Genomic DNA, 24,861 nt, shown 5'->3' with positions numbered 1-24,861 from the left:
CGCTGCCCCGCGAACGGCGGGCGAGGCCGCTACCGGGATGCCCGCTTGGTCAGCATGAGGTAGCCGAGCAGGCCGAGCAGGTACGCCACCGTCGCGGCGACGACCAGGCCGGGTGACCGGCCGTCCAGCGGGACGACGGCCGCCGCGGCGGTGACGGCGGCCACCTGCGTGACGTTGAACAGCGTGTCGTACAGGGCGAACACCCGGCCGCGGACCTCGTCGCCGATGTCGCCCTGCACGGCCGCGTCCACGCACAGCTTCACCACCTGGCCGGCGAACGTGAGGAAGAACGACGCGGCCACGATCGTGGGCAGCAGCATGGGCAGGCCGAGGCCGAGCTGGGTGGCCGAGGCCAGCAGCAGCGCCGCGCAGACCGTGCCGCGCCGGCCGAGCACGTCCACCACCCGGTCGGTCAGCAATCCCGCCAGCAGGATGCCCGCACCGCCCGCGATCGCCACCTCGCCGAGCCCCGCCATGCCCGCCTTGAGCGGCCCGTAGTCGGTGAACGAGTTGCGCATCAGCAGCAGCGTGAGCAGCAGCGAGATGCCGAACCCGGCCCGGTGCGCGAGCAGGGCCAGCAGGGCGCCCGCGACGCTGGGCGTCCGCCACGCGGCCCGTGCGCCGTCCAGCAGACCCATGGCGACCGCGGTGACCGTCCGGCTGGGTTCGTCCACCTCGTCCGGTCCGAGGGCGCCACGCGCGAAGCGGGACGCCAGGAAGGCGGCCCCGAGCGACCCCGCGAGGGCGAACGTCGTGGTCCACGCCGAGCCGCCGTCACCCGAGCCGAGCACCGACCGCAAGCCCACCGCGCAGCCCGCGCCGAGCACGGCGGTCAGCGCGCCGAGCGTGATGGCGAACGCGTTCGCCTCCACCAGGTGGTCGCCGTCGACCACGTGCGGCAGGGACGCGGACAGACCGGAGCCGACGAACCGGCTCACCCCGGTGACGAACAGCGCCGCCGCGTACAGCGGCAGGCCGTCCAGCCCGGCGCCGACGGCCGCGGCGGTCAGCAGGATGAAGACCCCGCGGGTGAGGTTCGCCACGACGAGCACCCGGCGGCGGTCCCAGCGGTCCAGCAGGGCGCCGGCGAACGGCCCGACCAGGGAGTACGGGAGCAGCAGCACGGCGAACCCGGCCGCGACGGCGAGCGGGTCGGCGTGGCGCTCCGGGTTGAACAGGACCGCGCCCGCGAGACCGGCCTGGAACAGGCCGTCACCCCACTGGGCCGCCAGCCTGGAGGCCAGCAGCCTGCGGAAGTCGGCTACGGCGAGGAGCTTCCGGACACCGAGGTGGTGCTTCGCCGCGGTGCTGCCGGCAGTGGTCACGCCGTTGAGCCTATGCCTGGACGTGCGGCGACGACGTGCCGGGAAGGGTGCGGGAACCACGAAGGCCGGACCCGACGGGTCCGGCCTCCCTGGTGCCAGGCGCCCGGTCGCCTCTCGGCGGGTGGCACTACGCGGCTCCAGCCGAACGGTATTCCGCGCAGGCTGTTCAGTGGGCCCGGGGGACTCGATGGCGCCTGACATCTCCTACAACGAACACGGTAGCCCGGATGTTCCGCGACGGACGCGTTCGTGGGACGGGCGTGCTGCGTGGCCGGGATGACGGGCGTCGTCTGGGATCATGCTCACCGTGCGCCCTGATGCCGACGTCGAACCGGGTTCGCTGCTGGTCGCGGCACCGAGCCTGACCGACTCGAACTTCCGCCGGACCGTGGTCTACGTCATCGACCACCGGGGCGAAGGCACCCTCGGGGTGGTGTTGAACCGGCCGAGCGAGGTGGCCGTCCACGACGTCCTGCCCGCGTGGGGGCCGCACGTCACCCGTCCGCAGGCCGTGTACATCGGTGGGCCGGTGGAGCAGAAGACGGCGCTGTGCCTGGCCGCGCTGCGCACGGGCGAGGACCTGGCGTCACTCGACGGTGTGGTCGGCGTACACGGTCCGGTGGCGTTGGTCGACCTGGACGCGGACCCGGACGCCCTGGTCGCGAAGGTGCGCGGGATGCGCGTGTTCGCGGGCTACTCGGGCTGGGGCGAGGGCCAGCTGGGCAACGAGATCTCGCGCGGCGACTGGATCGTGGTGAAGGGCCTGCCGGACGACGTGCTCACGCCGCCGAACGTCGACCTCTGGGGCAGGGTGCTGCGCCGCCAGGGCATGCCGACCGCCCTCCTGGCGACCTACCCCACCGACGTCCACCGCAACTAGCACCCGCGAGTCGTCCACTCAGGCACCGCGAGTCGTCCACTCGGACACCCTGAACCGAGCGCTCGGACACCCTGAGCCGAACGCTCAGGCGCGGGTGAGCACTCCGCAGCCGCCACCGGAGGAGCACGCGCAGCCGCCGCACCCGGCGGGGGCCTGAACGGGCACGGCCTCGGCCGCGCGGTGGCCCAGCACGCCGCCCGCGCCCGCGAGCACGAGGCTGCCGACCAGGCCGACCAGGCCGATGACCAGCGCCAGGGCCGGGGTCACCGCCGCCGCGACGGCCGCCACCAGGGCGATCGCACCGGCCGTCACGTTCGGCACGCCGGCGACCTTGTTGGCCAGGGCGAACGTCTCGTCGTCCCGCAGCGCGGCCTTGGTGCGCACGCCGAAGAAGCGGTTCCGCCGGAGCGTGCCCCGCACGCCGAGGAAACCGATCGTCCCGAAGGCGACGCCGATCAGAGCCAGCACCACAGGCAGCACGATGTTCACCCTGACGAGGGTAGGCCGGTCTTTCGATCTTGGTCGAACCAGCCCCGACTTCACCTGGAGGTGTCCTTGCGGCGGCTCCTGGACCACGATCGGTCCAGTGGTCTGGGCCGCTCGCCCTCCCGCCCGGCCGCCCTCCGGCGATCGCGCCTTGCCGCTGGTCAGCGACGACGGCCCCGCCGCGGAGGGGTTCACCCGGTTCATCGCGCTCGCGGCGCGCTGATACCGTTGACGGCATGAGCAAGGCCCGCCTGCTCCTTAGCTAGCCGCGCAGACCTCGACAGCCAGGTCCGCGCGGCAACCCCTCATGCCCTTCCGGGCTGGGGGGTTTCGTCATGTCAAGGGCAGGTACCGATGGAGAGGGACACCCCGATGAGCACCGACGCGGCGGACGAGACGCCCGCCTTCCGCTACACCGCCGAGCTGGCGGGCGAGATCGAGCAGCGGTGGCAGCAGCACTGGGAGGAGCGCGGCACCTTCCACGCGCCGAACCCGGTCGGGCCGCTCAAGGGTGACGTCCCGGCCGACAAGCTGTTCGTCCAGGACATGTTCCCGTACCCGTCGGGCACCGGCCTGCACGTCGGCCACCCGCTGGGCTTCATCGGCACCGACGTGTTCGCCCGGTACCACCGGATGACCGGCCGCAACGTGCTGCACACGATGGGCTTCGACGCGTTCGGCCTGCCCGCCGAGCAGTACGCGGTGCGGACCGGGCAGCACCCGCGCAAGACCACCGAGGAGAACATCCAGACGTACCTGCGGCAGATCCGCGCGCTGGGCCTGGGCCACGACGAGCGCCGCCGCATCTCCACCATCGACCCGGGCTACTACAAGTGGACCCAGTGGATCTTCCTGCAGATCTTCAACTCCTGGTACGACACGGCGGCGGGCAAGGCGCGGCCGATCGCCGAGCTGGAGGCGGAGTTCGCCTCGGGTGAGCGGTCCACCCCGGACAGGCCGTGGGCCGAGCTGACCGGCGTGGAGCGGCAGAAGCTGCTGGGGCAGTACCGCCTGGCGTACCTGTCCGAGGCGCCGGTGAACTGGTGCCCCGGCCTGGGGACAGTGCTGGCGAACGAGGAGGTCACCGCGGACGGCCGCAGCGAGCGCGGCAACTTCCCGGTGTTCCGGCGCTCGCTGCGCCAGTGGATGATGCGGATCACCGCGTACTCGGACCGGCTGATCGACGACCTGGACCGGCTGGACTGGCCGGAGAAGGTCAAGGCCATGCAGCGCAACTGGATCGGGCGCTCGCACGGCGCGCGGGTCAGGTTCGCGGTGGAGAGCTCGTCCGTGGACATCGAGGTGTTCACCACGCGGCCGGACACGCTGTTCGGCGCGACGTACATGGTGCTGGCGCCCGAGCACCCGCTGGTGGACGTGATCGCGTCGCCCGAGCGGGTCGGGGAGGTCGAGGCGTACCGGCGCGAGGTGTCCCGCAAGTCCGAACTGGACCGGCAGGAGAACAAGGAGAAGACCGGCGTCTTCACCGGCGCGCACGCGACGAACCCGGTCAACGGCGCGCAGATCCCGGTGTACGTCGCGGACTACGTGCTGATGGGGTACGGCACCGGCGCGATCATGGCCGTGCCGGGCCAGGACCAGCGCGACTGGGACTTCGCCAAGGCGTTCGACCTGCCGATCATCCGGACCGTGCAGCCGCCCGCGGACTTCGACGGCGAGGCGTACACGGGCGTCGGGCCCGCCATCAACTCCAGCCACGACAGCAGCACCAGCCTGGACGGGCTGGACGTCGCCGAGGCCAAGAAGAAGATCATCGCCTGGCTGGAGGAGCAGGGCCGGGGCAAGGGCACCGTGCAGTACAAGCTGCGCGACTGGCTGTTCTCGCGCCAGCGGTACTGGGGCGAGCCGTTCCCGATCGTGTACGACGAGGACGGTGCGCCGATCGCCGTGCCGGAGTCGATGCTGCCGATCGAACTGCCCGACGTGGACGACTACTCGCCGCGGACGTTCGACCCGGAGGACGCGAACTCCGAGCCGTCCCCGCCGCTGTCCCGCGCGCAGGACTGGGTCACCGTCGAGCTGGACCTGGGCGACGGGCCGCGGCAGTACCGGCGCGAGACCAACACCATGCCCAACTGGGCGGGTTCGTGCTGGTACCAGCTGCGGTACGTGGACCCGACGGAGACCGAGCGGTTCGTCGACCCGGAGAACGAGCGGTACTGGCTGGGCCCGCGCACCGGCGAGCACGGCGAGTCCGACCCGGGCGGCGTGGACCTGTACATCGGCGGTGTGGAGCACGCGGTGCTGCACCTGCTGTACGCGCGCTTCTGGCAGAAGGTGCTGTTCGACCTGGGTCACGTGTCCGGTGACGAGCCGTACCGGCGGCTGTTCAACCAGGGCTACATCGAGGCGTACGCGTACACCGACGCGCGCGGGACGTACGTGCCCGCCGAGCAGGTGGAGGAGCGCGACGGCAAGTACTTCTTCGAGGGCGAAGAGGTGCGCCGCGAGTACGGCAAGATGGGCAAGAGCCTGCGGAACGTCGTGACGCCGGACGAGATGTGCGCGAAGTACGGCGCGGACACGTTCCGGCTGTACGAGATGTCGATGGGTCCGATGGACGTGTCGCGGCCGTGGGCGACGAAGGACGTCGTCGGCGCGCAGCGGTTCCTGCAGCGGCTGTGGCGGAGCCTGGTGGACGAGACCACGGGTGAGCTGCGGGTCACCGACGTGGACCCGGGCGAGGAAGCGCTGCGGCTGCTGCACAAGACGATCGCCGGTGTGCACGAGGACTTCGTGCACCTGCGCTACAACACGGCGGGCGCGAAGCTGATCGAGCTGAACAACTACGTCACCAAGCACTTCGCCGGTGGCGCGCCGCGAGTGCTGGCCGAGCCGCTGGTGCTGATGCTGGCGCCGTTGAGCCCGCACATCGCCGAGGAGCTGTGGTCGCGGCTGGGGCACGACGAGTCGCTGGCGCACGGCCCGTTCCCGAAGGCGGACGAGAAGTACCTGGTCGAGGACACGGTGGAGTACCCGATCCAGGTCAACGGCAAGGTGAAGGCGCGGGTCGTGGTGTCCGCGTCGGCGTCGGCGGACGAGGTCCAGGCGGCGGCGCTGGCGGACGAGAAGGTGGCCGAGCTGCTGAACGGCGGCACGCCGCGCAAGGTGATCGTGGTGCCCGGCCGGCTGGTGAACGTGGTGCTGTAGGCGGGTGGAGGAGGTTCACGGACGCGGCAACTGGGCGGCGACTTCGGTCATGGCGTCGAGCAGGTCCGGCTCGACGTGCCCGGTTGCCGGTTCCGCCTCGGCGATGGTGATCGTCGTGTCCGTGGTCTCCGACGAGTAGTGCCGGGCGGTGAACTGGACGTCCGGCATGCCGATGACCCCGCCGGCCAGCGGTTTCACGTCACCCGAGCCGGCGACGTCGATGATCCGGTCGAACTGCCGCGCCTGGATGCGCCCGGGGAACGTCACCCACGCCACCGAGACGACGGCCGCGTTGCCGGCCCGGTCGCCCACGGCCAGCAGCAGGCGGTCCAGCGAGGTGCAGGGCGTGCGGAGGAAGAAGTCGCGCACCTGGCCGAACGAGTTCTCCGCGCAGTCGAGTTCCTGCTTGAGCGCCTGCTTGCTGATCTCGACCCCGAGGTGGCCCATGGCGCGCTCGGCGTCCCCACCGCGCGCCGCGCGCTTGGCGTCCCACTTCCGGACGCTGATGCTCTCCGCCGCCACCGCCCCGCCGCCACCGCTCGCACCGGAGTTCAGGGCCGCGCCACCGGCGCCACCCGCCCCCGCGAGGACGACCAGGACCGCTGCGGCAAACGCCACACCGCCCGAACCCTTGTCGGACCCGCCTGCCTTCCGTGCCACCATTCCCCCGGTCCCAGACGTCCTCGCTTCCGCGGACGCCCCATGGAACCGCCATCCCGGGCCCTCGTTGCCCCCGGTGGGTGAAAAGCCCTCGAACGGCCCATAAGGTGTGCCCGGAAGTCGCAGCTCATGGTTGCGGAGGGAAACCCATCTCCCCCAGGATCTGCGCCAGCAGGTTGTCGAACATGGGTTCGGGGTTGGACACGGCGAACGGGAAGCGGCCGAACACCTCCAGGGCCACGTGCCCATAGATGCGCACCCACGACTGCGTCATGTGGTAGACCGCGCCGAGCGGCAGGACCTTCTCGTCCACCGCGACGCCGCGCTCGTTGACGGTGGCGAGCAGGATCTGCTGGAACTCGGCCAGGTCGGCGTGCAGGTCCTTCGGCACGTCGGCGCCGATGCCGTCGGGCAGCGGGTGGCTGGCGATCAACCGGCCCGCGACCTCCAGGAACACCCGGCCGAACTGGTCGCCGACGTGGTCGCGTTCCCCGTCCGGGCCGCAGCTGCCCAGGGTGTCCTCCGTGGACGCGAACACCAGCGCGAACTCCTGCGGGTGGACGAGCGCCCACCGCCGGAAGCCGCGGCACACCGAGTAGACCTGCTCGCTGATGTCGTCCTCCCGGATCTGCTGGAGGTCGGCGTTCAGCTCGGCGGCCAGGTCGGTGCAGATGTCGTCGGCGAGCCTGCGCAGCAGGTCCTCGCGCGAGTCGTAGTACCGGTAGAGCGCGGGAGCGGTGATGCCGAGTTCTCGTGCGATGGCACGAAGAGTGACGGCTTCCCGGCCGCCCCCGACGAGCAGGGCACGGGCCTGTCGCCGGATGTCGCGCTCGGTCTCAGCGCGTAGCCGCTCTCGGCGAGTGGCCTCGGTCATATGTCACCCAATCGCGTTGTAAACGGTGTTCACGGGGTATAACTTCGACACTGTCAGTGAACGGTGTTTACGAAGTTGACGCCATTCACTCAAACGGTAACGCATCAGTCCTGGGAGGACGCGTGTTCGCGAAGTGGGGATCGCTGGCGTACCGCCGCAGGTGGGTGGTGCTGGTCGCGACAGTGGCCCTGGCGGTGGTCGGCGGCATTTGGGGACTCGGTGTGTTCGACCGCCTCGGCCAGGGCGGCTACGAAGCCCCGAACAGTGAGGCCGCGCGGGCCAACCAGGTCGCCCAGGACGCGTTCGGCCGCCAGGGCGGCGACGTCCTCGTGGTCTACAACACCACCGAACCCGCGCAGCTCCAGAAGATCACCGACCGGCTGTCCGCCCTGCCGTCCGACGCCGTGCTCAAGGTGCAGCCGCTGTTCCCCTCGCCCGAGAGCGGCAAGTCGCTCGCGGTGATCACGCTGCGGTCGAGCAGCCCGAACGAGCAGGTCGCGCAGTACGACCGGATCGCCGGGCAGCTGCCCGTGGACGGGCTGGACACCCAGATCGGCGGTCTGATCCCGACCCAGAAGGCGATCAACGACCTGTCCGCCTCGGACCTCACCAAGGCCGAGACCGTCTCGCTCCCGATCGTGCTGCTCCTGCTGATCATCATCTTCGGCGGCCTGGTCGCGGCGTCCCTGCCGGTGCTCGTCGGCGGCCTGGCGATCATGGGCTCGCTCGGCGTGCTGCACGCCATCTCGTACGCGTCCGACGTGAACACGTTCGCGGTCAACGTGGCCAGCCTGCTCGGGCTCGGCATGGCGATCGACTACGGGCTGTTCATGGTGGGTCGGTTCCGCGAGGAGTTGGCCGCGGGCCGCACCACGCCGGACGCGGTGCGCCGGACCGTCATGTCGGCGGGTCGCACGGTGATGTTCTCGGCGACGCTGCTGGTGATCGCGCTCGCCGGGTTGCTGCTGTTCCCCCAGGGCTTCCTGAAGTCCCTCAGCTATGGCGGCATGTCCGCGGTGGCGATCGCGGCGATCGTGTCGCTGACCCTGCTCCCCGCGCTGCTCGGCATCCTCGGCCACCGCGTGGACAAGCTGGCCATGCCGTGGCGCAAGAAGAAGCCGCCGTCGGAGGCGGGCTGGCGTCGGCTGGCCGCCCGGGTGATGAAGCGCCCGGTGCTGTTCGCGCTGCCGATCGTGCTGGTGCTGCTCGCGCTCGGCACGCCGTTCCTCGGCGTGAAGTTCGGCGAGGTCACCGAGAAGGTCCTGCCGGAGGGCCACGCCGCGCGCGTCGCCGTCGAGACGGTCAACTCGGACTTCGCCGCGCTGTCCAACTCCGGCTTCAAGATCGTGGTGACCGGCGACCCGTCGCCCGCCGACGTGCAGGAGTTCGTCGGTGACGTGAGCGCGGTGCAGGGCGTCGGCGACGCGCAGATCGCGGCGGAACCCGCCAACGGCGTCTGGCTGATCAACGCGGGCCTCGACCAGGACACGTTCAGCGACGAGTCGAAGCAGGCGCTGCGGGACGTGCGCGCGCTGCCCGGACCGGGTGGCGAAGTGCTCGTCGGCGGCAGCACGGCGCTGGTGACCGACAGCCTCGACGCGATCGGCGAGAAGCTGCCGTGGATGGTCCTGCTGCTGGTCGGCGCGACGTTCGTCCTGATGTTCCTGGCGTTCGGCTCGGTGCTGCTGCCGATCAAGGCCGTGCTGATGAGCACCCTGAGCCTGGCCGCGACGTTCGGCGTGCTGGTGTGGATCTTCCAGGACGGCCACGGCGCGTCGCTGCTCGGCGTCACGCCCGCGCCGCTGGAGTCCGGGATCGTGGTGCTGATGGCGGCCATGGTGTTCGGGCTGTCCACGGACTACGAGGTGTTCCTGCTGTCCCGGATGGTCGAGGCGCGCGGACGCGGCGAGTCGACCGAGGAGGCGGTGACCACCGGCCTGGCCAAGACCGGGCGGGTGATCACGGCGGCGGCGCTGCTGCTGATCGTGGTGACCGGCGCGTTCGCGTTCTCCCAGATCACGCTCATGCGGTTCGTCGGCGTCGGCATGATCCTGGCGCTCGCGCTGGACGCCACCGTGGTCCGGATGCTGCTGGTGCCGGCCGTGCTGAAGGTGCTCGGCGACGCGGTGTGGTGGGCTCCCGGGCCGCTGCGGCGGATCCAGGAGCGGATGGCGATCCACGACGAGGCGCCGGCGGAGGACGAGAACGCCGGCGGCGACGGCGGCCAGACCAAGGTGCCGCAACGGGTCTAGGGCACGTCCTCGAACGGTTCGAATGCGATGGCCGCGGCTGCGAAGCCGCGGCCATCGCCGTCCAGGGCGCTCAGCTGGAACGTGGTCAGCACTTCGTCGTCCGCGCTGTCCAGCACGGTCGTGCTGGTGCCGGTGGCCAGGAACACGCGGCGGTCGGCGGGCGCGATGGCCAACGCCTTGGCGGTGAACGGCAAGGTCCTGGTGGCACGGGTGGTCGTGTCCAGGACCGCGACCTCGCGGTCGAGCGCGACGTAGACGTGCCGGCCGTCGGGGGTGACGGCGATGCTGCCCGCGCCCTTGCCGACCGGCGCGGACCAGCGGAGTTCGTCGGTGTGCGGGTCGATCATGGAGACGGTGCCGCCGCCGTCGGCGAGGTCGAGCGAGCTGACGTAGACCGCGTCGCCGTCCGGGCTGACCGCCACGTGCCGGGGCAGGCCGCCGACGTCGACGGTGGTCTTGGGACGGGCGGAGCCGGTGTCGAGCACGCTCACCGTGCCGTCCTGCGCGTTGGCCACGTACAGCCGCCGTCCGTCCGGGGTGACCGCGATGCCGTGCGGTTGGCCGCCCACCGGGATCGCCGCCACCAGGCGGAACGTGGCGGGGTCCACCACGGCGACCGAGCCGCTGCCGGTGACGTAGAGGCGCCCGCCGTCCGGCCTCAGCACGGCCTGGGAGAGGCGCGCGCCGGCGTCGATGCGGCCGACGACCTTGCCCGCCGCCGGGTCCACCGCGGTGATCACGCCCGCCCAGCCGTTGACCACGTACACCCGGTGGCCGCCCGGTCCGACCGCGGCGCCGGTGCTCCACGCGCCGGTGTTCGCGCCGGCGAGGATCCGGCCGTCGGTCGTGTCGAGGACCTGCAGTCGGCCGTTGTGCGCGATGACGTACGCCTTGGGCGCGGGGCTGCCGGTGGCGGTGATCAGGGGTGATCGCGACTGGCCGGCGGCGGCGAGCGCGGCGGAGATCAGGAGGGCGGCGGTGCCGAGGGCTGCGGTGCGTCGTCGTCCCCACATGGCCTGGATGGGAACACCGCCGCTCGGGCCGCTTCCACCTTCGTCCTACGGACGGGTGCCATTTGTGCCGGACCGGGTGACCTGACAGGGGAACGGCTCATCCCGGCTGCGACCGGGACCGCGCGTCCGGCGGCCACGGGAATCGCGTGTCCGGCTGCCGCCCGCGACGGCGGGACGGGCGGCAGCGGGGTTGTCTGCCCGGCGCCGGTCGCTCGGGGGGCGAAACGACCGACGCCGGACACCTGCCGGTGCAATGCACCGGTGGTCGCACCCCGACGACTTAGAACTACCACCAGGTTGACGTAATCCGGGCCGTTTTGGATCCCGACAGCTACGAATCAGCCGAAATTCGTCGAGTTGCCACCAACTTGGCGTAACGCGTGCCCGCTGTCAGGAGGACGAGACCGGCGCCGATGAACGCGAGGACGCGCGCAATACCGTCCAACGCGGCCATGTCGAACAGCAGCAGCTTCGCCACCGCGGCTCCGACCAGCACCAATCCGGCCACCCGCAGGGATTTCCGGTCGATGCCGCGTACCAGCAGCACCAGTGCGGCGACCGTCCACGACACCGTCACGATCGAGTGACCGAAGAGGAATCCGGTCACGTCCTGCGACACCAGCAGCGCCGCGCACAACACGACCCCGGCCGCCGCGTACAGCAGGATGACACCGCCCGCGACCCACGGGAACGGGTGCCTGCCGAGGACGTCCAGGCTGGTCGCCACCCACGGCAGCACGACCATCAGCACGCCGAGGACCAGCGAGGTCAGCATGCCGGACACCAGGAAACCGGCACTGTCCACGCGCCACGGTTCGTCCAGGATCAGCCGCGGCGGCACGGCGTGCGACACGGCGAGCACGAACCCGAGGCCACCGAACACGGCGGAACCCAGCAGCGGGCCGCGGGACGCGAGGACCTTGGCCAGGAACGCCAACAGCAAGGCTTCGGCCAACACCACCGCGGCGCGCGTGCTGCCGTCCAGGGCGAGCGAGGTCGCCTGGAACAACGCGAACACACCGACACCGCCGACCGCGGCGCTGAAGTTCGCCGGCAACGCGCGCCGCCCGGCCGCCCACAGCGCCATCATCATCACCGCGACCGCACCGGCGACCGCCGCACCGAGGTGGCGGTCGAGGACGGCGGTGGTGAGCAGGGCGGGCATGGGCGAGCCGACGGCGAGCGCGAGCGCGGTGATGTCGTTCGGCCGGGCCTTGATCGTGAGGACGGCGGCGGCCACGCCGATCACCGCTGCCAGCAGGGCGATCCCGGCGAGCGTGTGCTGGTCGGTGCGTCCGATGACGAGGACCGAGGCGAGCAGCGGGGGAACGCCCGCGGTGACCGCGAGCCACGGCCAGTCGCGCTTGAGGTGCACGGGACTGGCGGCGATCTTCAGGACCAGCAGGAACGCGACGAGCAGCGGTGTGAAGCCCTGGGTGAGGACGGGCGCGCACACGGCGCAGGCGGCCACCACGCCGATGGCGAGGATGTCCGAGTCCCAGCGCAGGGCGAGCAGCAGCCCTCCGCCCGCGATGAGCAGCCCGGCGGTGAGGCCGCCGCCCGCGGGCAGGTACTCGTAGATCGAGGTGGCCGCGATGACGTCCAGGTAGAGGACGGCGATGCCGGTGGCGGCGAGGGCGAACGCGCCGGTGCGGCCGGCCGGGGTGCGGTGCAGCCACAGGCCGAGGCCGACCAGCACCCCGCCGAGCGCCGCGCCGCCGAGGACGCGGGGCAGCGGGCCGAGGTAGCCGCGCTGCACGGCGAGGACGAGGAGGAGGACGACCCCGAGCAGGGTGACCGCGCCGCCGACCCACGCGAGGAGCTTGCTGCCCGCGCCGTCCTGGCTGAGGCGGTCGAAGAGGGAGGGGCGGGGCGGCTGCGGGGGGACGGGCGTCCAGTGCGGGACTGGTGCGCCCCAGGGCTGGGGCTGCTGCGGCGGCGGGTACGCGGAGGGGCCGGAGTGGCCGGGGGCGTATCCGGACCGTCCTGGCTGGCCGGACGGGCGCGACTGACCGGACTGTCCTGGCGTGTACGAGGCTTGGCCGGGCTGACCTGCGGTGTACCCGGCCTGGCCGGGCTGGCCGGGCTGACCACTGGTGACCGCGGCGGACTGACCCGGGTCGTGTCCGGCCGAGCCGGGTTGACCCCAGGCGGCGGCGGTCGAGCCCGACTGGCCCTGGACGTGCGCGGTCGAGCTGATGGGCGTGGTCACCGATTGCTCGCCGGACTGGGCCGGAGCTGGTGCGGCTTGCCGGTCGGTCCCGGGCTGAGCCGGTCCCTGCTCGCCGGCGGTGCTGGTGGCCGGTGCGCCGGCTGACGTTGGGGCAGCGGGCGCCGGCGGGGTGGCCACCGACCGGGCACTGCCCACCCGGTGCAGTTCCTGCCCCACCGCCTCCAAGCGACGGCCCAGGTGGCCGAGTTCGTCTGCCAGCCTTGTCAGGGGGTCCTGCCCGATCCCGGTCATGTGACCAGGGTCGCCGCTCCGGCGTGTATCCGGAATCCGTACCACTACTCAACCGGGTACCCAACCGGTCACGCCAGGACCTGGCAGAGTTCCCCCGTGACCGTTCTCGTGCTCGGTTCGGCCAACGCCGACCTCGTCGTGTCCGTGCCACGCCGCCCCGCCGGCGGTGAGACGGTGCTCGGCGGTGACACGGTCGTGCTGCCCGGGGGCAAGGGCGCCAACACCGCCGTCGCCGCCGCCCGCCTGGGGGCGTCGGTCGGGTTCGTCGGCGCGGTCGGCGCGGACCAGTACGGCGATCTGCTGCTGGCATCGCTGTCGTCGTCGGGTGTTCGCACGGACTTCGTGCGCCGGTCGTCCCGGCCCACCGGCATCGCCTACATCGCCGTGACCCCGGACGGGGAGAACTCGATCGTCGTCGCGCCCGGCGCCAACTCGGACCTGGACGTGTCCGATGTGGACGCGTTGACCTGGGACGACGTCACGGTGTTGGCGTGCTCGCTGGAAGTGCCGGTCCCGACGGTGTCGCACGCGGTGCGGGTGGCGGCTTCCCGCGGGGTGCGGCCGGTGCTGAACCTGTCGCCGGTGGTCGACGTGCCGGCGGAGACGTTGGCCCTGCTGGACCCGCTGATCGTGAACGAGCACGAGGCGGCCTCGCTGGCGTCGTCGTTCGAAGGTCTGCTGGAGCTGGGGCCGCGGTCCGCCGTGGTCACGTTGGGCGCGCTGGGCACGGCCGTGGTCACGTCGTCCGGGGTGGTCGAGGTGGGCGCGCCTGAAGTGTCGGTTGTGGACACGACCGGCGCCGGTGACGCGTTCGCGGGCGCGTTGGCGTTCGGCCTGTCGTCCGGCTCGTCCTTGGTGGACGCCGCCGGGTTCGCCGCCCGGGTGGCCGCGCTGTCGGTGACGTCCGCCGGCGCGCAGCCGTCGTACCCGACGCTGGAGCAGGTCCGGAAGACGAGGTGATCCCCAGCCTCGCAGCCGGCACGATGGTGACGTGGAAGGAGTCGGTGGCAACCGGTTGACGTGGGCCGAGGTGCCCGTGGCGGTCCGTGCCGCGATCGAGGACGGGCTCGGGTCTCCGGTGGTCCGGGCGGTGAACTGCGCGGGCGGGTTCTCGCCGGGGTTGGCGTCGCGGCTGGAGCTGGCGGACGGGCGGCGGGTGTTCGCCAAGGTGGTGGGGTCGGTGTGCAACCACAGCCCGACCATGCACCGGCGTGAGGCCGAGGTCGCCGCGGTCGTCCCCGGTCCCCGGCTGCTGTGGTCCTACGACGACGGGGACTGGGTCGCCCTGGTCTTCGAGGAGGTCGTCGGTCGGGCGCCGGCGCTGCCGTGGGTCGCGCACGAGTGGGAACGGGTCCACGCCGCCGTGGTCGCGCTGGCGTCGGTCGAGGCACCGGGGTGGCTGCGGTCCGTCGGTGCTGATCCGGACGTGTTCTCGGGGTGGCGGTCGTTGGCCGCTCAACCGTTGCCTGGGGTCGACCCGTGGGCGTCGGAGCGGTTGGACGAGTTGGCGGAGTGGGAGTCGGAGTGGGCCGAGGCTGCCGTCGGCACGTCATTGGTGCACGGTGACGTTCGGGCCGACAACGTGCTGCTGACCTCGTCCGGTGTCGTGTTCGTGGACTGGCCGCAGGCCGGTTCGGGTGCGCCGTGGGTGGACCTGGTGCTCCTGCTGCCGTGCTTGGCGATGCAGGGCGGACCCGAGCCGGAGGACGTCTGGCGGTCGTCGCCGTTGTCGCGGGGAGCCGATCCGGACGCGGTGACGGCGGTTGTAGCGGCGAGTGCGGGGTACTTCGTGCACTCGTCGTTGTTGCCGGCGCCGCCCGGCCTGCCGACGCTGCGGGCGTTCCAGGCGGCGCAGGGCGTGCCGGCGGTGCGGTGGTTGCGGCAGCGGGTGGGGTAGCGGGTCGGGCACGAGTGGCGTTGGCTTGTCCCTTCAGGGGTCTTGTCCTTCACGTCCCGTCGAGCTGGAGGGTATGGTCTAGACCATGTCGAGCGCGCGGCTGAGCGGTGTCGGAGTGAGTTCCGGTCGGGCTTCCGGTCCGGTGGTCAGGGTGGCCGAGCCGCTGGGTGAGCCACCCGCCGCGCCCGCGCCCGCGGACCCGGCGGCCGAGGCGGCGCGGATCAGGCCCGCCGCGGACGTGGTGGTGGCCCGGCTGCACGCGCGGGCGGCCAACGCCGGCGGTGACGCCAAGGACGTGCTGGAGACGACCGCCGCGATGGCGGCCGACCCGGCGTTGCTGTCCCAGGCGGAGAAGCTGGTGGTCTCCGATTCGCTGCCCGCCGCACGGGCCGTGCACCAGGCCGCCGCGGGGTTCATCTCGGCGCTGGAGGCAGCCGGCGGGTACATGGCCGAACGCGCCCGCGACGTGCGGGACGTGCGGGACCGGCTGGTCGCCGAACTGCTCGGCGTCGCCGCGCCCGGTGTGCCGTCGATGACGTCGCCGTCCGTGCTGGTGGCCCGCGACCTCGCCCCCGCCGACACCGCCGGGCTGGACCCGAGCAAGGTGTTGGCGCTGGTCACGGAGGAGGGCGGCCCCACCTCGCACACCGCGATCCTGGCCCGGTCGCTGGGCATCCCGGCCGTGGTCGCGTGCCGCGGCGTGCTGGACCTGGAGGCGTCGGCGCTCTCCGTGGACGGCGACACCGGTGTGGTGGACGTGTCCGACGGGACGGTGCGCGCGGCGCACGTGGCCGGCCGGGCGTCGTGGAACGGCGTCGGCGTGCTGCGTGACGGGTACCGGGTGAAGGTCCTGGGCAACGTCGGCTCGCCCGCCGACGCGGTGGCCGCCGCAGCCGGTGGCGCGGAGGGCGTCGGCCTGTTCCGGACCGAGTTCTGCTTCCTGTCGGCGTCGTCGGAGCCCTCGGTCGACGCACAACGGGCCGCGTACGTGGCGGTGCTCGCCCCGTTCGCCGGCAAGCCCGTGGTCGTGCGGACGCTGGACGCCGGCGCGGACAAGCCCCTGGCGTTCTTGTCCCCCGAGCCTGAACCGAACCCGGCGCTCGGCGTGCGCGGCCTGCGGGTCGCCTTCGGCCGCCCGGATCTGCTGGAACGCCAGCTCGAAGCGATCGCGCTGGCGGGCGCGGAGACCGAGGCCGAGGTGTCCGTGATGGCACCGATGGTCGCCACCGCCGCCGAGGCCGCGTGGTTCGTGGAACGGGCGCGTGCGGCAGGCGTCCAGCGCGCGGGCGTGATGATCGAGATCCCGGCGGCGGCGCTGGCCGCCCGGGAGATCCTGGACGTGGTCGACTTCGTGTCCATCGGCACCAACGACCTGGCCCAGTACGTCTTCGCGGCGGACCGCCAGGTAGGCGCGGTGGCCGCGCTCAACGACCCGTGGCAGCCCGCGCTGCTCCGGCTGATCAAGCTCGTCGGCGACGCCGGGACGGCCATGGGCAAGCCGGTGGGCGTGTGCGGGGAAGCCGCCGCCGACCCGTTGCTGGCGTGCGTGCTGACCGGCCTGGGCGTGACGAGCCTGTCGATGAACCACACGGCGCTGGCGGGCGTCGGCGCGAAACTCGCGTCCACCAGCTTCGACCTGTGCCAACTGGCCGCCGAAGGCGCCCTCGCCGCCGCCGACCCGGCCTCAGCGAAGCTCGCCGCCCGCGCCCCCCACTAGGAAGCGCGTCCACGCCGTCCCGTCGAACCGCAGCACCGGCCCATCCGGGTTCTTCGAGTCGCGCACACCGGTCACCTCGACGGTGTGCGCCACCTCGACGCAGTCGCCGCCATTCGGGCCGCTGTGGCTGCTCTTGCGCCAGTTCATCGCAATTCCTCCGCTCGCCGGGCGATCAGGGCGGCGCTGTCCTCCGGTGGGAGCGCCCGCTCGGCCAGGTCGGCGAACTGGGCGTGGGCCACGGCCAGCTCCTCGGGCTTCTCCAGGAACAGTCCACCCCACTGGTTCTCCAGGTAGACCGCGCCCGGATCACCCGCCTGCGGAAAGCCCAGCCACTTGAAGGACCCCAGGTGCCCCCGATGGCCTGCGGTGCCGAAGGGCATCACCTGAATGGTGATATTACGACTCTTGCCGAGCACGACCAAGTGATCCAACTGCGACCGCATGATCCCGGCGTCGCCGATCCGCCGGAACAACACCGCCTCGTCCAGGATCGCGTGCGCGGTGAGTGGGTTCTCTCTGCGGTGCAACGCTTCCTGGCGACGGAGCCGAGCCTTGGCCGCACCTTCGTCGGCCAGCATCACGGATGCGTATTCGGTGGTCTGGAACAGGCCGGTGATGTAGCCCGCGTCCCAACACTTGACCTCGCTCGCACCGGCCTCCAGGCCGACGTAGATCGAGAACCAGTCCGGGATCGACTGGTCGCCGTCCCACCAGCCCTTCTCCTTGGAGGTGTCGCAGATCCGCAGGTACCAGTCGATCCGCTCCGGCGCCACGCCCAGATACGGCAGCATCGCTTCGAGGTCCGGCCCGCTCACCGAGTTGCGCATGCTCTCGATGTGCGCGATCTTGGCCGGCTTGCAGCGCAGCCGACCGGCCACCTCCGACTGCTTCCGGCCGGCCGCCTCGCGCAACCGACGGATCTCCTGGGCGAGCCAGCGGCGACCCACCGTAGGGCTGAGCATGGGCGGTTCGGTCTCGGCCACTGTCGTCCCCTCCCTGTGATCGATTCCAGTGTGCTCGCCCGCTTGATCAGTACTCGAACAGGGGATCGTCACGTAGAGCCTGCAAAGTTAACTTTGCATCGCAAGGTTGACCAGGAGGTGTCCTAGTGATCGCTTATGTGCTGTGCGAGGTCAAGAACCAGGGGGGCGTGGGGCAGTGGGAGCGGCTTGTGCGGCGGACGCCGGTAGACCCGAACGCCACGCCCGACGAGCTGAAGAGCGGCGTGCGGCTGTGGGCCTTGGAGCAGTTGAGCGCAGGGCAGTGCGATGGCGGTCTATACGGGGCCTACTTGGTCGAGGTCGACCAGAACGGCGGGTACGACACCTGCGCCCCGATCCACGTCAAGGACGTCGTGTGGTTCTACGAGTCCGAGTACGTCCCGGCTGATCCGGACGTGCGGTGACCGCCCGCGCCCCACTCGCGCACGGCGTCCAGCTCACTGGCGCACGGCGTCCAGCAGGGCGTCCCGCACCAGCCTGATCAACGGGTGCTCCTCGCTGCCCCGCCGCACCGCCGCGACCACCCGCCGCAGCGGGGCCGTGCCGCGCACCGGCACGCCGCGCACCGCGTTGCGCGGCACCAGCGCGACCCCCGCCCCGGCGCGAACCAGCGCGTCGATGGCACGGAAGTCGTCGGACGTGTGCGTGATCCGGGGCGCGAAACCGGCGTGCTCGCAGGCCAGCTGCACGACGTCCCGCACCGGGTTGCCGGGCAGCGTCACCACCCAGTCGTCGTCGGCCAGGTCCGCCAGGTCCACGTCCGCTACGTCCACGTCCGCCGGGTCCACGTCCGCCGGGTCCACGTCCGCCGGGTCCACGTCCGCCGCGTCCGACCGGCCTGCCAGCCGGTGCCCCGGCGGCAGCACCACGTCGAACGGCTCGGTGTACAGCGGGAACCGGGTCAGCCGCCGGTCATCCGTCCGCAACCGGTACTCCTCGGTGATCGCCAGGTCGATCTCGCCGTCCAGCAGCAGCGGCACGCTGGCGTGCCCCTCCACGTCCCGCACTCGCAGCGTCACGCCCGGCGCGGACACCCGCAACGCGGCCAACGCGGGCGCCACGACCTGCGTGATCGCGGACGCGAAGCTCCCCACCTCGACCGGCCCGGTGGTGCCCGACGTGAACGCGGCCAACGTCGCCTGCGCCCGTTCCAGCTCCGCCGCCACCGCGTTGGCGTGCCCGACCAGCAGCTCACCGGCCGCCGTCAACGACACCCGCCGCCCCCGCCGCCGCAGCAGCGGGTGCCCCACCTCGGACTCCAGCGCCGCCAACTGCTGCGAGACCGCGGACGGCGTGAGGTGCAACGCCTGCGCCGCCGCGGTCACGGTGCCGTGGTCGGCGAGCGCGCGCAGCACCCGGAGCCTTCGTGGGTCGATCACCGGCACATCCTCGCCCACCGCGTAATGCCGGTGCGTGGACAACCGCCACCTGCCACCCTCTCCCCATGCGGACCTTCGAGGACCTCGTCGCCGAGGGCGAGACAGTGCCGACCGAGGGGTGGGACTTCTCCTGGTTCACCGGTCGCGCGACGGAGCAGCGTCCCTCGTGGGGCTACGCGCGCCTGGTCGCCGACCGGATGGCGGAGGCCGAGGCGGCGCTCGACCTCCAGACCGGCGGCGGCGAGGTGCTGGCCACCATCCCGGTCGCGCCACCCGTCCTGGCGGCGACCGAGTCGTGGCCGCCGAACCTCGACATCGCCCGCCGCACGCTGGCGAAGTTCGACGCCGACGTGCGCGAGGTCGACGACGCGGCCGACCTGCCGTTCCCGGCCGACCACTTCGACCTGGTGGTCAGCCGGCACCCGGTGCGGACCCGCTGGGACGAGGTGCACCGCGTGCTGCGTCCGGGCGGCGCGTACCTGTCCCAGCAGGTCGGGGCCGGCTCGGTGCGCGAGCTGACCGACGCCATGATGGGTCCGCAGCCGGTGCACCCGGGCCGGAGCCCGATGGTGCTCGTGGCCGAGGCGGAAGCGGCCGGGCTGGAGGTCGTGGACCTGCGCCAGGAAGCCCTCCGGATGGAGTTCCACGACATCGCGGCGGTGGTCCACTTCCTGCGCAAGGTGATCTGGACCGTCCCCGGCTTCACCGTGGCCGCCTACCGGGACCGCCTGGCCCGGCTGCACGACTTCATCGAGCGCCACGGCCCGTTCGTGGCGCACTCCCAGCGGGTCCTCTTCGAGGTCGCGAAGCGGTAGCGCCGCAGGCGCGGTACGAAAGGGCGTGCGATCCAACCGCACCCCGGCACCGGTCATCGCGGGCCTCGGCACCCGGGGCAGGCGCCGGCCGAGCCGCCGCCGGCCCGAGTCCGACGCCGGCAAGTCCGACGCCGGCCCCGGTCCGGCGGTGCTCACCTCGGCGCCGGTCACACCGGCGCCGGTCACATCCGGGCGCGTGCCGCCACGAACGCGTCCACGGCCCGGTTCACGTCCTCGGTCGTGTGCGCCGCCGACATCTGGGTCCGGATCCGCGCCTTGCCGTGCGGCACGACCGGGTACGAGAAGCCGATCACGTAGACGCCCTGCTCCAGCAGCAGGTCCGCCATCCGCGCCGCGCGTGCCGCGTCACCGATCATCACCGGGATGATCGGGTGCTCACCCGGCAGCAGGTCGAAGCCCTCGTCCGTCATCCGCGACCGGAACAGGGCGGTGTTCTCGCGCAGCCGGGTCAGCAGCTCGCCGGACGAGCTGAGCAGGTCCAGCGTGGCGATCGCGGTGGCCGTGATCGACGGCGCGAGCGAGTTGGAGAACAGGTACGGCCGCGACCGCTGCCGCAGCATCTCGACGATCTCCGCCCGCCCGGACGTGTAGCCGCCGGAAGCGCCGCCCAACGCCTTGCCGAGCGTGCCGGTGACGATGTCCACCCGGTCCTGCACCCCGAACAGCTCCGGCGTGCCGCGGCCGTTCGGGCCGATGAAGCCGACGGCGTGCGAGTCGTCCACCATCACCAGCGCGTCGTACCGGTCGGCGAGGTCGCAGATCTCGTCCAGCGGCGCGAGGTAGCCGTCCATGGAGAACACGCCGTCGGTGGCGATCAGCCGGTACCGCGCGTCGGCGGCGTCCTTGAGCTGCCGTTCCAGGTCGTCCATGTCGCGGTTCTTGTACCGGTACCGCCGGGACTTCGACAGCCGCACGCCGTCGATGATGGACGCGTGGTTCAGCTCGTCGGAGATGATCGCGTCGTCGGCACCGAGCAGGGTCTCGAACAGGCCGCCGTTGGCGTCGAAGCACGAGCTGTAGAGGATGGTGTCCTCGGTGCCCAGGAATTCGGAGAGCCGCAGTTCGAGCGCTTTGTGGGGCTCCTGCGTACCGCAGATGAACCGCACGGACGCCATGCCGAATCCCCACCGGTCCAACGCCTCGTGCGCCGCTCGCACCAGGTGCGGGTGGTCGGCCAGGCCCAGGTAGTTGTTGGCGCAGAAGTTCAGCACCTCGGCGCCGGAGCCCACGCGGACGGCGGCGTTCTGCGGTGTGCCGATCACCCGTTCCGCCTTGTAGAGCCCGGCCGCCCGGATCTCGTCCAAGCCTGCCCGCAGGTCCTCGCGCATCGCGCCGTACATCAGTGAGCTCCCGTCCAGTCGAGGATGACCTTGCCGCACTTGCCCTCGCGCGCCGTCGCGAACGCCTCGGCGAACGCCGTGTGGTCGAACCTGTGCGTGATCACCGGGGTCAGGTCGAGGCCGCGTTGCAGCAGCACCGACATCGAGTACCAGGTCTCGAACATCTCCCGGCCGTAGATGCCCTTGATCTGCAGCATCTTCAGCACGACGCTGCTCCAGTCCACCGGGAAGTCCTCGGCGGGCAGGCCGAGCATCGCGATCCGGCCGCCGTGGGTCATGTTCGCGATCATGTCCTGCAACGCGACCGGCTTGCCGGACATCTCCATGCCGATGTCGAAGCCCTCGGACAGGCCCAGCTTGACCTGGGCCTCGGCGACGGAGTGCTCGGAGACGTTCAGCGCGAGGTCGACGCCGACCTTCCGGGCCAGGTCCAGCCGGTGGTCGCTGACGTCGGTGATCACGACGTTGCGGGCGCCCGCGTGCTTGGCCACGGCCGCCGCCATGATCCCGATCGGGCCGGCGCCGGTGATCAGCACGTCCTCGCCGATGACCGGGAACGACAGCGCGGTGTGCACGGCGTTGCCGAACGGGTCGAAGATCGCCGCCACGTCGAGGTCGACGGGCGTTCGGTGCACCCAGGCGTTCTGCTCGGGCAGCACCACGTACTGCGCGAACGCGCCGTCGTCGTGCACGCCCAGGCCGCGCGTGTTGGCGCACAGGTGGCGGCGGCCGGCCTTGCAGTTCCGGCACGTGCCGCAGACCAGGTGGCCCTCGCCGCTGACCAGGTCGCCGACCTTCACCCCGGTCACCGAGGCGCCCGCCTCCACCACCTCGCCGACGAACTCGTGCCCGAGCACGAGCGGCGCCGTGATGTTGTGCGCGGCCCAGTCGTCCCAGGCGTCGATGTGCAGGTCGGTGCCGCAGATGCCGGTGCGCAGCACCCGCACCAGGACGTCACCGGGGCCGGGGGTGGGGTCCGGGACGTCGGTCAGGGACAGTCCCGGACCAGCGGTCGCCTTGACCAGTGCCTTCATGCCGGCGAGTGTGCTCCTGGACGCTTGTGCAGTCCATCAGGTCTTTCTGAATTCACTCGTAAGCGCAGCTTCACAGCAAACCGGCGATGCTGATCAACCGCCCGTTCGCGTCACGCGTGCCGGAGCCAGCGGGACCTCTTCATCCTGATCTCCACGTTGCCCGCCCGCACCTGGCCGTGCACCACGAAGTGCGGCCGGCCGTTCGCGCCCGTGCCCACCTTGTCCTTCAGGTTGCTCGCGGCCAGCTCGACCCCGTCCGCGTTCACCGTCGCGCCCTCCGGCAGCACCAGCTTCACCGACCCGGCCGTCACGTCCAGCTCGATGTCCACCACCGCGTGCGGGATGGAGGCCTGGCGGAAGTCCAGCTCCGTCGACCCCATCCGGCTGTGCACGACGAGCTGCCGCGGCACCGCCCAGGCGCCCTTGCGGTTGACCGTGGACATGGTGGCCTTCAGCTCCTGCCGGTCCTTCGCCACCGGCAACACCTGCTCGTTGCTCACCACCCCCGGCAGGTCCAGCAGCACGGCGTTGAGCTGCGCGCGCGTGCGGGCGGCCAGCGCCGTGTCCGTGCGCTCGGTGAACTCGTCCAACGTGATCAGCCCGCGGCCGATCGCCTTCTGCAGGATGCCGACGACGTGCTCGCGCTCGGCGTCGGACACCCTGAAGTCCTTGGGGTCCATCCTGGCCGGGTCGTTCGTGCCCGGGTCGGTCATGGTTCAGTCCTCCGGCTCGACGTCGAGCCCGTGCTCGATCGCGTACCGCGCCAGTTCGACGCGGTTGTGCAGTTGGAGCTTGCGCAGGGTGGACTGCACGTGGTTCTCCACCGTGCGGTGCGAGATGACCAGCCGGTTCGCGATCTGCCGCGCCGTCAGCCCCTTCGCCACCAGTCGCAGCACCTCGGTCTCCCGCTCGGTGAGCTGCGGCTTGTCCTCGTCCGGCGTGGCGGCCATCCGCCGGTACTCGCCGAGCACCAGCCCCGCCAGGCCCGCGGTGAACACCGCGTCACCCGCCGCGGTCCGGTTCACCGCCTCGACCAGTTCCTCGGCCGACGCCGACTTCACCAGGTAACCGGAGGCGCCCGCCTTCACCGCCTCCAGCACGTCGCTGTGCTCACCGCTGGCCGACAGCACCAGCACCCGGGTGCCCTCCAGCGCCCCGGTGATCATCGTGGTCGCCTCGACCCCCGTCGTCGCACCGAGGTTGAGGTCCATCAGCACCACGTCCGGCCGCACCGCACGGGCGATCCGCACCGCCGACGCGGCGTCACCCGCCGTCGCGACGACCTCGAAGCCCCGTTCGGCCAGGTCGCGCGCGACGCCGTCACGCCACAGCGGGTGGTCGTCCACCACCATCACGGAAACGCTCATCTGTAGACCCGCACCTCCCATTCGGTGCCCTCCCCCGGCCCCGTTTGCAGCTCAAGGGTCCCACGCAGCGCCTCCACCCGGCCCCGGATGGACTGGGCGACACCCATCCGGCCCTCCGCCTCGGCGGACGCGAGCCGACCCTCGGGGATGCCGGGGCCGTCGTCGCGGATGCTCAGCACCACCTCGTCGCCGAGGTCTTCGAGCAGCACCCACGCCCGAGCGTCCGCGCCCGCGTGCTTGTCCACGTTGGACAGCGCCTCCCGCACCACGGACGTCAGCTCGAACGCCGTGGCTGCGGGCAGCATCACCTGCGTCGCCGGCGTGGACACCTGGACCCGCGACGTGGCCAGCAGTTGCAACGCCGGCCGCAGGTCCGCGTCGCCGTCCATGGTGGAGTCGGTCGGCGCGGCGGCGACCAGCGACCGCAGCGCGACCTCCTGCTCACCGGCCAGCTCGGCCAGTTCCGCCGCCTCACCGCCCAGCTCGTTGCCACGTTTGCGCACCCGCGCCAGCACCTGCAGCACACCGTCGTGAATGGACCGCGCCAGCCGCTCCCGCTCCGCCGTCGCCGCCTCGGTCCGCAACGCCTGCGCCAACCGGACCGCCGAGCGCCGCGCCGTGGACGACGCCATGCCGACCACGAACCCGGCGCCGGTCAGCAGCACCACGTCCCGCACCACGTCGAGGGTGAGCCCACCGCGGCTGAGGTACGTGCTCAGCCCGACCGCGAACCCGGACAGCGCGCCCGCGACCTGCCCGCCGAGCGCGCCCGCCGCCACCGGCGGTCCGGCCGCCCAGATGGTCGTGATCAGCGGGATGTTGAAGAGGAGCTGGGCGTCCGTCATGATCAACTTGGACAGGGACATCAGCCCGCACGTCACCAGCACGTCCGCGACCACGATCCACGGCCGCCGCCCGCTCACCCGGCTGTAGGCGTGGATGGTGAACGCCGACCACAGGGCCATCGCACCGATCGCCGACCACGCCAGCCACTCGCGCTCGAACTGGTCGCGGTGGATCACGACGTTCCCCAAGGCGAACAGGAACGTCACTATGCGTAGAGCTACCGTTCCCCGCCAGAGGTGCGCGACCGGGTCCTCCATCACCGATGGAGCCTGGTCGGTTGGCCTTGTGTGCACAGTGTGCTCCCTTCAGCTCCAATCTT

At 71.8% G+C, this 24,861-nt stretch carries 23 protein-coding genes; 9 read left to right on the top strand and 14 right to left on the bottom strand.

All coding sequences use genetic code 11. The annotated features are described in order from the left end of the window. Nucleotides 1-29: 29 nt before the first annotated feature. The gene (locus ACRAKI_RS36245) at nucleotides 30-1,325 is read right to left on the bottom strand and encodes an MFS transporter (protein WP_447004962.1); all 1,296 of its coding nucleotides are present in this window, start codon (nucleotides 1,323-1,325) and stop codon (nucleotides 30-32) included. A 298-nt stretch (nucleotides 1,326-1,623) separates the two neighbouring features. Between ACRAKI_RS36245 and ACRAKI_RS36240 the strand changes: the two genes are divergently transcribed. After that, the gene (locus tag ACRAKI_RS36240; RefSeq protein WP_447004961.1) at nucleotides 1,624-2,205 is read left to right on the top strand and encodes a YqgE/AlgH family protein; all 582 of its coding nucleotides are present in this window, start codon (nucleotides 1,624-1,626) and stop codon (nucleotides 2,203-2,205) included. Nucleotides 2,206-2,289: 84 nt separating this feature from the next. Here ACRAKI_RS36240 and ACRAKI_RS36235 read toward each other — a convergent pair whose 3' ends face one another. Then, nucleotides 2,290-2,694: an SdpI family protein gene (locus ACRAKI_RS36235; RefSeq protein WP_447004960.1), complete on the bottom strand. Its 405-nt coding sequence runs from the start codon at nucleotides 2,692-2,694 to the stop codon at nucleotides 2,290-2,292. Between the two features lie 97 nt (nucleotides 2,695-2,791). On the opposite strand from ACRAKI_RS36235, the gene ACRAKI_RS36230 reads away from it, so the two are divergent. Both ACRAKI_RS36230 and leuS read left to right on the top strand, forming a co-directional pair. Continuing rightward, on the top strand, nucleotides 2,792-2,914 hold the full coding sequence (locus ACRAKI_RS36230; RefSeq protein WP_447004959.1) for a hypothetical protein: 123 nt from the start codon (nucleotides 2,792-2,794) through the stop codon (nucleotides 2,912-2,914). Between the two features lie 149 nt (nucleotides 2,915-3,063). Next, complete coding sequence (gene leuS / locus ACRAKI_RS36225; RefSeq protein ID WP_447004958.1) at nucleotides 3,064-5,862, top strand: leucine--tRNA ligase; 2,799 nt, start codon at nucleotides 3,064-3,066, stop codon at nucleotides 5,860-5,862. 15 nt (nucleotides 5,863-5,877) lie between these two features. On the opposite strand, the gene ACRAKI_RS36220 is transcribed toward leuS, so the two are convergent. Next, nucleotides 5,878-6,480 carry a hypothetical protein gene (locus tag ACRAKI_RS36220; protein ID WP_447004957.1) on the bottom strand — a complete coding sequence of 201 codons (603 nt, stop codon included), beginning with the start codon at nucleotides 6,478-6,480 and terminating at the stop codon, nucleotides 5,878-5,880. Between the two features lie 169 nt (nucleotides 6,481-6,649). Continuing rightward, nucleotides 6,650-7,396, bottom strand: a complete 747-nt coding sequence (locus ACRAKI_RS36215; protein WP_447004956.1) for a TetR/AcrR family transcriptional regulator — start codon at nucleotides 7,394-7,396, stop codon at nucleotides 6,650-6,652. Between the two features lie 122 nt (nucleotides 7,397-7,518). Between ACRAKI_RS36215 and ACRAKI_RS36210 the strand changes: the two genes are divergently transcribed. Next, on the top strand, nucleotides 7,519-9,648 hold the full coding sequence (locus ACRAKI_RS36210) for an MMPL family transporter (protein WP_447004955.1): 2,130 nt from the start codon (nucleotides 7,519-7,521) through the stop codon (nucleotides 9,646-9,648). On the opposite strand, the gene ACRAKI_RS36205 is transcribed toward ACRAKI_RS36210, so the two are convergent. Continuing rightward, nucleotides 9,645-10,661 (bottom strand): outer membrane protein assembly factor BamB family protein, encoded by a 1,017-nt coding sequence (locus tag ACRAKI_RS36205; protein ID WP_447004954.1) that lies wholly within the window; start codon nucleotides 10,659-10,661, stop codon nucleotides 9,645-9,647. The genes ACRAKI_RS36210 and ACRAKI_RS36205 overlap by 4 nt on opposite strands. A gap of 331 nt (nucleotides 10,662-10,992) precedes the next feature. Beyond that, entirely contained in the window at nucleotides 10,993-12,873 is a 1,881-nt protein-coding gene (locus tag ACRAKI_RS36200; protein WP_447004953.1) for a DUF2339 domain-containing protein, read from the bottom strand. Between the two features lie 348 nt (nucleotides 12,874-13,221). Between ACRAKI_RS36200 and ACRAKI_RS36195 the strand changes: the two genes are divergently transcribed. The 3 genes from ACRAKI_RS36195 to ptsP all read left to right on the top strand — a co-directional run bounded on the left by ACRAKI_RS36195 (nucleotide 13,222) and on the right by ptsP (nucleotide 16,739). Further along, entirely contained in the window at nucleotides 13,222-14,085 is an 864-nt protein-coding gene (locus ACRAKI_RS36195; RefSeq protein ID WP_447004952.1) for a ribokinase, read from the top strand. Between the two features lie 31 nt (nucleotides 14,086-14,116). Then, entirely contained in the window at nucleotides 14,117-15,022 is a 906-nt protein-coding gene (locus tag ACRAKI_RS36190; protein WP_447004951.1) for a phosphotransferase family protein, read from the top strand. Between the two features lie 85 nt (nucleotides 15,023-15,107). After that, nucleotides 15,108-16,739 (top strand): phosphoenolpyruvate--protein phosphotransferase, encoded by a 1,632-nt coding sequence (ptsP, locus tag ACRAKI_RS36185; protein ID WP_447004950.1) that lies wholly within the window; start codon nucleotides 15,108-15,110, stop codon nucleotides 16,737-16,739. Here the strand turns inward: ptsP and ACRAKI_RS36180 are convergent. Together ACRAKI_RS36180 and ACRAKI_RS36175 are read right to left on the bottom strand one after the other, a co-directional pair. Then, on the bottom strand, nucleotides 16,707-16,886 hold the full coding sequence (locus tag ACRAKI_RS36180) for a DUF397 domain-containing protein (protein WP_447004949.1): 180 nt from the start codon (nucleotides 16,884-16,886) through the stop codon (nucleotides 16,707-16,709). The genes ptsP and ACRAKI_RS36180 overlap by 33 nt on opposite strands. Continuing rightward, nucleotides 16,883-17,722 carry a helix-turn-helix domain-containing protein gene (locus ACRAKI_RS36175; protein WP_447004948.1) on the bottom strand — a complete coding sequence of 280 codons (840 nt, stop codon included), beginning with the start codon at nucleotides 17,720-17,722 and terminating at the stop codon, nucleotides 16,883-16,885. The genes ACRAKI_RS36180 and ACRAKI_RS36175 overlap by 4 nt, the downstream gene beginning before the upstream one ends. 125 nt (nucleotides 17,723-17,847) lie before the next feature. Here ACRAKI_RS36175 and ACRAKI_RS36170 point away from each other — a divergent pair, with 125 nt between their 5' ends. Next, nucleotides 17,848-18,144: a hypothetical protein gene (locus ACRAKI_RS36170; RefSeq protein WP_447004947.1), complete on the top strand. Its 297-nt coding sequence runs from the start codon at nucleotides 17,848-17,850 to the stop codon at nucleotides 18,142-18,144. A 33-nt stretch (nucleotides 18,145-18,177) separates the two neighbouring features. On the opposite strand, the gene ACRAKI_RS36165 is transcribed toward ACRAKI_RS36170, so the two are convergent. After that, nucleotides 18,178-19,119, bottom strand: a complete 942-nt coding sequence (locus tag ACRAKI_RS36165) for a LysR family transcriptional regulator (protein ID WP_447004946.1) — start codon at nucleotides 19,117-19,119, stop codon at nucleotides 18,178-18,180. A gap of 65 nt (nucleotides 19,120-19,184) precedes the next feature. Here ACRAKI_RS36165 and ACRAKI_RS36160 point away from each other — a divergent pair, with 65 nt between their 5' ends. Further along, complete coding sequence (locus ACRAKI_RS36160) at nucleotides 19,185-19,934, top strand: class I SAM-dependent methyltransferase (RefSeq protein WP_447004945.1); 750 nt, start codon at nucleotides 19,185-19,187, stop codon at nucleotides 19,932-19,934. A 182-nt stretch (nucleotides 19,935-20,116) separates the two neighbouring features. On the opposite strand, the gene ACRAKI_RS36155 is transcribed toward ACRAKI_RS36160, so the two are convergent. From ACRAKI_RS36155 to macS, 5 genes are all read right to left on the bottom strand, one after another. Beyond that, entirely contained in the window at nucleotides 20,117-21,295 is a 1,179-nt protein-coding gene (locus ACRAKI_RS36155) for a glycine C-acetyltransferase (RefSeq protein ID WP_447004944.1), read from the bottom strand. Further along, the gene (gene tdh / locus ACRAKI_RS36150; protein ID WP_447004943.1) at nucleotides 21,295-22,329 is read right to left on the bottom strand and encodes an L-threonine 3-dehydrogenase; all 1,035 of its coding nucleotides are present in this window, start codon (nucleotides 22,327-22,329) and stop codon (nucleotides 21,295-21,297) included. Before tdh ends, ACRAKI_RS36155 begins: the two co-directional genes overlap by 1 nt. A 110-nt stretch (nucleotides 22,330-22,439) precedes the next feature. Beyond that, on the bottom strand, nucleotides 22,440-23,042 hold the full coding sequence (locus ACRAKI_RS36145; protein WP_447004942.1) for a DUF1707 SHOCT-like domain-containing protein: 603 nt from the start codon (nucleotides 23,040-23,042) through the stop codon (nucleotides 22,440-22,442). 3 nt (nucleotides 23,043-23,045) lie between these two features. After that, nucleotides 23,046-23,696 carry a response regulator gene (locus ACRAKI_RS36140; RefSeq protein ID WP_447004941.1) on the bottom strand — a complete coding sequence of 217 codons (651 nt, stop codon included), beginning with the start codon at nucleotides 23,694-23,696 and terminating at the stop codon, nucleotides 23,046-23,048. Beyond that, a complete protein-coding gene (gene macS / locus ACRAKI_RS36135) occupies nucleotides 23,693-24,799 on the bottom strand; it encodes a MacS family sensor histidine kinase (RefSeq protein ID WP_447008610.1) in 1,107 nt (368 codons plus the stop codon). The genes ACRAKI_RS36140 and macS overlap by 4 nt, the downstream gene beginning before the upstream one ends. Between the last annotated feature and the right edge of the window lie 62 nt (nucleotides 24,800-24,861).

It is taken from the genome of Saccharothrix isguenensis (assembly GCF_052936305.1).
Note: the sequence above shows the minus strand (reverse complement) of the source record. Positions and strands in the feature narration are given on the sequence as shown.